Origin of the sequence: Anoxybacillus sp. MB8 (genome assembly GCF_011006755.1) — a bacterium.
Taxonomy (GTDB): Bacteria; Bacillota; Bacilli; order Bacillales; family Anoxybacillaceae; genus Anoxybacillus; species Anoxybacillus gonensis.
This window is the reverse complement of sequence record NZ_RXXX01000040.1, coordinates 19,947-27,558: the sequence shown is the minus strand read 5'-3', so window position 1 is coordinate 27,558 and position 7,612 is coordinate 19,947. Positions and strand designations below refer to the sequence as shown.

Genomic DNA, 7,612 nt, shown 5'->3' with positions numbered 1-7,612 from the left:
ACCATCGCTTTTGGTGTTGGTTTAAAAGTTATTCTAAAAAACTGAATAAAAAATCCTTTTGTTCCGCCCTACCAAGGTGCGAAATATGAGTAATATAATAAATTCGGAATAAAAAAATTGGGGGGATAGCTCCGAAATGTTAAAAAAATGAAGAAAAACTTGGGTAAAAAGTCGTTGTTAGTTGCAATGGCAGGTGCTTTAGGGTTAAATCTTGTCCCACTTTCAGCTGAAGCAGCACTAGAATATACAGTGTTAGGTGTTGGATCCTATGTCTCAAGTTCTTTAAGCGACTTAGATAATGGTGATGCTTATAAATTTCGTGATCGCTTAAGTGAAAAAAATTGGACAAGGACAGCTCAATGGTACGATTCAGCTGTTTATTATACTGATTTCACAAAGTATGGAAATGAATCCGATATTCTGTATTTTACAGGTCATGGAGGTTCTAGTGGAAATTTAGCGCTATCATACAGATATGTAGAGACTGGACTAAGGGACTTTGCTAATTGGTATCAAGTTGGTGGCGATATCAAAGGTACTGACCGCGCTTCAAATGAAGATGCAGAATGGATGATTTTTGCTGCTTGCGAAGCTCTGGATCAAGTATACTGGGGTAAACAACTTGCAAATGGTCTTCATCATATTTTTGGTTATCATGGTGTTTCAAACGATTATACAGATACCAAAATCATTGACAACTTTTTTAATAGAGCGCTTGGGGTAAATGGATATAGTGCATATACTTTATTTTCTGCTTGGATGCATGCAAATCGCACATATTCTGAATACGATTGGGCAATTATCGGCCACAACAATAACAAATATGATTACTTGCATAATGTTGGAAGCGGAGCTACGGCAGATGTAACAGGTACAAGCGACGTTTACCGTTGGAAAGGAACTGATCCTAACTCTATTATTGGTTATTACACAACAGAAAATATTAGTAGTTATTTAAAAACGGGCGATGAATTAACAACACCTACCGCACAAGAGGAATTAGATGAACTAAATAATGAGTACAGAGTAAAATTTAAAGTGAAGCCTGAAAAAATTAACTTAAAAATGATTCAATCAAATCTATTAGGTGAAAATTATACGGAATTTAATTATAAAGAAAATAAATCAAAAGTTTATAGTAGTCAAAATGGCACACTAGAAGTATATAATGACAACTCATTTGTGTATAGTCGACAAATCGAATTCGATCCAATTACTAAATCAAGTGATGAAGTATTAAAAGATATAAATGCTTTTATCGAGAAAAACGGCGGTTTGCGTTCAGATCTCAAATTAAAACATTTCCTACCAATAGTTGAACAAGATGATTTAGGAAATGATGTAATTGTAGGTTATACTGTTGTATTTGTTCAAAGTCTCGATGGAACATATTTAGATGGAGAAGCAGCAGAGGCAATCGTTGTTGGTTATGACAAAAATGGAGTTAACTTCTATAAACGGAACGTTAAAGAAGTTACACAAAAAATAAAAGTAAAGGATCTTTCAGTAAAAAAACTTGAAAAAGCTATGGAAACAGCAAAGAAAAAAGCGAATAGTCACTTTAAATTTGATGGAAATATTGATTTTACAAAGGCAGAAATTGTTTATTTTTCATCCCCAATTGGTTTAGGATTAGAAAAAGATGAATTAAGACCTGCATATAAGTTAAGTGTTAATGAAACAAATGCAATTTATATTGATGCACTCACAGGTGAACACTTAAATGGCGCAAAAATGCTAACAGAAAATGAAACATATATTGTTCCAGAAGAAGCATTTTCTCCTGAATATAAAGAAAAGTATGAAAGGGAGCTAGAAAAACGAATCCAAGAGTCAATTAATGAGGAATAATAGGTTCAAAAGACAAAGGAAATTCTCCCTTGTCTTTTGTTATAACAAGTTTATAATTGTATATAATTTTCGCAATTTACATCAATTAAATTCTAAATTGTATAATATTAGGATAGGTCAAAGGGGATGGATTACATGAAAACATTAAAAGTCGTTATTTGTTTATCATTTTTACTTTTATCTCTAGTAGGTTGCTCAGGACAACAAACAAACCCAAAGGAACAGGGAGCAAATCAAATGAATCAGTTTTATAAAGAAATGCAGGAAAAGGCTACAGAAATTTTAAAGGAAAACAAAAATGCTGATATACTTGCACATGGCGACTCTATTTATATGAATGCAAAGCACATAGAACAAATGGATAACTCCAATATAAAAACTGGGGAGAAGCTTTTTGATATTAACTTAACTTATAAAAAAGGAGAACCTTTTGAACAAGGAATGGCAACAAAGCTACCTGTTGGAACTGAAGTTTATCTTCCTGCCGAAAAGCAAGAACGCCCTATTTTAATAGCTGTTGTAAACGGAAAAGAAGAAGTATATTTCGAGATATTTAACCCGATAAACAACGATTCAAAATAATATAAATGCTAAAACGTTTATGTTTGGCTTTAATTTTATTTTTTATATATAAACTGTAGATGAGTAAATTCACTAACATAAATTTACATCCAAACAAAAAAGAAGACATGAACCCGATTCCTTGGTTAGAATAGATGTGCCACAACTACTCACAAGGGGGTTCATGTCTCATGAATAGATTAGCATATCACCAAGGAATCCACAAGTTTTTGACGATGTTGGTTTGAGTCAAGACTTTGTGGGAGATTTTTTTCTCGACCGATTTTTTGGTTATATATGGTTTTATAAAATCGTTATATGTAAACGCTTTTACTCACTCTCATCCTGTAGGTATGTGCGTTTTCTCTCGTTTTAAAAACCTTTCAATGCTTGCAATACCTCGTAAATCGGTGCCCCTGAAGATTGGCGAAGGTATGGGATGTTATCTCGTACCACTTCTGCCATTTGCGTTTGCACGCGCTTCAGTGCCTTTTTCACGATCGTTTCTCGTTTCGTTTCTTCTCGTTCTTCCACGCCATACATCACCCCACGGCGTGTCCGAATGAGTAACGTATCTTTTATCGCGACGATTGCTCGCAACATCGCTTCAATCCCTGCATCTTTCCAACTTCGACCGTTTTTACTTCGTTTCGCAAACACATGCATCGTTCCTTCCGCACTCCCCATCGCCCTCATGTTTGTCGTGTCGATCCCTTTTTCCTTCAACCATACGCGATAGTCACGCAAACATCCTGGCATCTCCCCGATCCGTCGAACAAACGCCTCGAGTTGCTTTTCCTTCTCCTCATGTTCTAGCGTACCGATGGCACTTGTGAGTTCTCGTAACACGCCTTCTTCATCCCATGATGCGAATTTCTTTCGAATCACCCGATATCTTGCATGACCTCGGAACAATTGACGAATCTCTCTCGCCACATGGAACCGATCGAGTTGAACGTACCCTCTGTCCCCGAAATATTCTCGACACGCTGTGATCCATGGGGCACCATCTCCATTGATGACCACCCAATCATCAAGCGGATCATAGCCATATTCCTTCGTCAGAAAATTCTCTACAGCCTCCCAAACCGGTTCATTCGTTTGATGAACCATATACCGTCGATTCACTAAGGATACGCGCTTCCCGTTTTTCTCCCATCCTTGGTGAATCGTGATGATCTTTTCTTCTTTTCCTTTGATGCGGCTTCGTTGACGTTTCACGTACAACCCGTCTGCTTCGATAAAAAACACGCGCCCTTTTTTCTCCATCGCACGGTGCCCTTCCACCTCTGCCTCGACAATCAACTGACGAATCGTTTCGTGGCTCATACATGCGTATCCCACCAGTTTTTCAAGCGACTGCGCAGCCTGTCGATACGAAGAACCCGTCACGGCGAGATGAATCGCTGTCTCCTCTAATAGCGGACTCACTCCATGCGCCCCATCGAACTGAAGAAAGACATCGAGTAAAGACGTATACACCTTTTTTTCACGGTCAAAGTAGTAGTTTCGCTTCACTTCCACCTCTCCAAATAGCGTTTGGAGTCGGATCGTCCGCTTATCTTTGAGCGCATATCGTTTCTTGTCCCGCTGTTCTGCCAATGTGCGGTCGATCTCCTCCAACACCTGTTGAAGGAGCTGACCATATTGTTTTTGCATATGTCTAAATAAAGACTGTTCGATATCTTTTAATGTCAAGCCACTTGTGATATAATCCTGCATGGGCTCCACTCCTTTCTTTGGTTGTATTTTTTCGCACTTACTACCTTACCAGGAGGAGAGCCCGTTTTTCATCTATTTCGCTTACATATCTGACAGGTTCCTTATTATACCAAATAAAGAACTGGTCTTTTTTTTCTCCTTTTCTCCCACAAACATTTTATCATCCGAATCATCGCACAACACTCAGCCATTTTTTCACGAAAAGCCCATGGGAGGAAGAAACGTTGCTTCGCAAACTTCAGCAGTGGGTGCTTCATCGTGTCGAATGCAACGCGAAACGAGAGCATCACCCCATTTTTGTTTCGATCGATGATACGATTTGCCAAAAAACGAAGCCCTCGTCACGGGCAACACACGCGATCCAAGGGTGTGATTGGCACTATTCTCTCGCAGAGAAAAAATCGATTTGGGGACATTCTCTCGTTTGGCCCATGGTTCATACGATGACTCAAGCGTTTCCTTTTGCCTTTCGCCTCTATGACAAGACGGCGGGGAAAAGCAAAGGGGAACTTGCGATGGAGATGCTTTCTTCTTTAGATACACGCCAACCCGTTTATGTGCTCATGGACTCTTGGTATCCATCGAAAACCCTCGTGGGAGCCTGCTTGAAAAAAGGGTTTCACGTCATCGCGATGCTGAAGACGAATCGGATTCTCTATCCAAAAGGGACGGCCATTCAAGCAAAGGAATTTGCCAAATCTATGGAGCCACGGGATACCCGCCTCGTCACGGTGGGAAAAGAGCGTTATCGGGTGTATCGCTACGAAGGTGCTCTGAACGGTCTCAAGGATGCCGTGGTGCTCCTCGCTTGGAAAGCCGATCAATCATGACATCGGAACACCTTCATTGCGTGTTGAGCACGGATCGCAAGCTGAGCGATGAAGATATCCTAAGCTACTACGCGGAACGTTGGTCGATCGAATGTTTTTTCCGTCAGTCGAAAGACCAGCTGAAGCTCGATGGGTACCGCGTTCGTCACGTTCGTGCGGTGAAACGGTATTAGATTTTGGTACAACTGACTTATGTGTACAGTATGTTCGAGTCCAACGGTGATTTCTCTACCGAGCTTGACCTTCTCCGAACGAACAAAGCACATCGTCTTGTAGAATTTATCTACGGCGCGGCGAAACAAAATATCCCCATTGATGCCGTGAAAAAACAGCTCCACGTGGCATAAGGTGTTCCTTGTTTGTCTCTTTTTATATGGTAATTATTGTTATAGGAATTGCTCAACTACAGTTAAATAGTTTTAAAGGAAAAAAATAAAATCATTGAAATGTTTTACCTATTAAAATATAATAATATTCAGAAAATTTTAAAAGGTGGCTACAATGACTACGAACAAATATATCAATACTCTCACAACAATTCTTACACCCTATTTCAACATTTATCGGGATGAAAAGCTCGGCACGTTTCCTTTACCTTTTTATGCACATTACCATCGGCGCGATGAGAAATATTTTATGACAAAAAAATCTAAAATTTGGGCTGTTGAAAATGAGCAATTCATTTTTGTGTGGCAAAAAGAAAGTGTCGTGACAAAAGAAGACGTCATCCAATTCTCTCAAACATTTATGAATCATGTGCCGAACTACATATCCAACCATCAAGACCATATGTCAACCGTTTTCATTGGGGCAATTGTCGCACCGGAGGCACATGTTGATGCCATAAAGGAGGTGAAACGTTTTCGAAAGCTGCGATTTATTCGTTTCGGTTTACACGGTTGGCTCGAATGTTATTTGGCCATCATCGCTTTAAACAAAAAAGAACGATTTACTCATCGGAAAGCTCTTCCGTTAACAGATGTTTTCGAAAAACCGTTTGAGGAGGGTACGAATTGAATTTATTAACGTTGCTTCTTATTTGTGGAATTATTTTACTTATCGCCTATTTCACATATGGACGTTTTCTTGAAAAACAATTGAAAGTAGACGGTGATCGTAAAACACCGGCACACGAAATGTATGATGGTATAGATTACGTGCCAGCAAAAAAACCTGTTTTGCTTGGACACCATTTCGCTACAATTGCTGGAGGTGGCCCGATTGTCGGACCGATCACGGCAGCAGTATTTGGATGGGTTCCGGCTGTTTTATGGATTATGATTGGAGGTATCTTCATCGGGGGCGTCCATGATTATACATCGCTACAAGCTTCTATTCGCCATAAAGCACAATCGATCGGAATGATTATTAAACAATATATGGGTAATCGTGGACAAGTATTGTTTTTGACTTTCTCTATCGCGACGCTCATGCTCGTCGTCGGGGTATTTATTATTTTAGTTGCGAATACGTTTGTCGCTGTTCCACAAGCTGCTACAGCGTCTGTTTTATTCCTTGGCATTGCAGTAATTTTTGGCTTTTTTGTTAATCAAATGCGAATGAACTTATTTGTAGCCAGCGTGTTAGGGGTTATCGCCATGCTCTTATCTGTATGGGTTGGTATTCAATATCCTCTTTCGTTAAGTGCAACAACATGGTCACTTATTTTACTAGGTTACGCATACGCTGCATCGGTATTGCCTGTATGGATTTTGTTACAACCACGGGATTATTTAAACTCATTTCTTTTATACGGCATGATCGCTGGAGCTGCTGTCGGTATGATTATTGCAGCACCAACCATTCAATTCCCAGCGTTTACCGGATTTTATAACGAAAAGCTCGGATTTTTGTTCCCTATTTTGTTCATTACAATCGCTTGCGGTGCCATTTCTGGCTTCCATTCGCTCGTTTCATCAGGGACGACCGCAAAACAGCTTGATAACGAGAAAAATGGACGATTTATCGCCTATGGCGGTATGTTGTTAGAAGCATTTTTAGCCATCATTTCTGTTGGAACGGTCGCATATTTAACCCAAGCTGACTTTGCTGCTCGTATGAGTGAGCTTGGTGGACCAATTGGTACATTTTCTGCTGGCGTCGGTTACTTTATGTCTCATGTCGGCATCCCAGAAGCAACAGCTGTCACATTCACCGCTCTTACCGCATCAGCATTTTTATTAACAACTTTAGATTCTGCAACGCGGTTAATGCGTTACGCTATTCAAGAACTCGGTGAAGAGCGGACAAACGCATTTAAAAATAACCACATTGCAACAACAGTCGGTCTCATCGGGGCTGGAGCACTTGCATTATCAGGAACATGGCAATCCGTTTGGCCGCTTTTCGGGGCAGCGAACCAAATGCTCGGAGCGCTTGCTTTGCTAGCTGTTTCCGCATGGCTCATGAAAATCGGCGCCAAATCGTTTTATGTTGTCATCCCGATGGTGTTTATGCTCGTTGTGACCATCGCTGCTCTTTGCATGTTAATGTATCAAAACGCATTAGCCCAAAATTGGCTATTAGCCGGATCAGCTTTCGTCCTGTTCGTGTTATGCATTTTCTTAGCTATTGAAGGATGGAGCTCTATGGCAAAAACAACAAAAAAAGAAATCGTTTCTTCTCACCAATAAGTGAAATCCAGCTAG

6 protein-coding genes and 1 pseudogene are annotated in these 7,612 nt (G+C 40.1%); 6 read left to right on the top strand and 1 reads right to left on the bottom strand.

All coding sequences use genetic code 11. The features are described from left to right. Positions 1-174 precede the first annotated feature (174 nt). Positions 175-1,851 carry a DUF6345 domain-containing protein gene (locus EKC99_RS12515; protein ID WP_163152141.1) on the top strand — a complete coding sequence of 559 codons (1,677 nt, stop codon included), beginning with the start codon at positions 175-177 and terminating at the stop codon, positions 1,849-1,851. Positions 1,852-1,986: 135 nt separating this feature from the next. Beyond that, on the top strand, positions 1,987-2,433 hold the full coding sequence (locus EKC99_RS12510; RefSeq protein ID WP_055442018.1) for a hypothetical protein: 447 nt from the start codon (positions 1,987-1,989) through the stop codon (positions 2,431-2,433). Positions 2,434-2,784: 351 nt separating this feature from the next. Here EKC99_RS12510 and EKC99_RS12505 read toward each other — a convergent pair whose 3' ends face one another. Beyond that, a complete protein-coding gene (locus tag EKC99_RS12505; RefSeq protein WP_163152139.1) occupies positions 2,785-4,134 on the bottom strand; it encodes an ISLre2 family transposase in 1,350 nt (449 codons plus the stop codon). Between the two features lie 17 nt (positions 4,135-4,151). Between EKC99_RS12505 and EKC99_RS16080 the strand changes: the two are divergent. The 4 genes and pseudogenes from EKC99_RS16080 to EKC99_RS12490 all read left to right on the top strand — a co-directional run. Beyond that, positions 4,152-4,751: pseudogene (locus EKC99_RS16080) on the top strand (transposase); the annotation flags it as partial. Then, complete coding sequence (locus tag EKC99_RS16075; protein WP_342413239.1) at positions 4,706-5,137, top strand: transposase; 432 nt, start codon at positions 4,706-4,708, stop codon at positions 5,135-5,137. The pseudogene EKC99_RS16080 and the gene EKC99_RS16075, both read left to right, overlap by 46 nt. Positions 5,138-5,465: 328 nt before the next feature. Continuing rightward, positions 5,466-5,981 carry a DUF8052 family protein gene (locus EKC99_RS12495; RefSeq protein WP_055442019.1) on the top strand — a complete coding sequence of 172 codons (516 nt, stop codon included), beginning with the start codon at positions 5,466-5,468 and terminating at the stop codon, positions 5,979-5,981. After that, positions 5,978-7,597, top strand: a complete 1,620-nt coding sequence (locus EKC99_RS12490) for a carbon starvation CstA family protein (RefSeq protein ID WP_055442020.1) — start codon at positions 5,978-5,980, stop codon at positions 7,595-7,597. Before EKC99_RS12495 ends, EKC99_RS12490 begins: the two co-directional genes overlap by 4 nt. Positions 7,598-7,612: the final 15 nt, after the last annotated feature.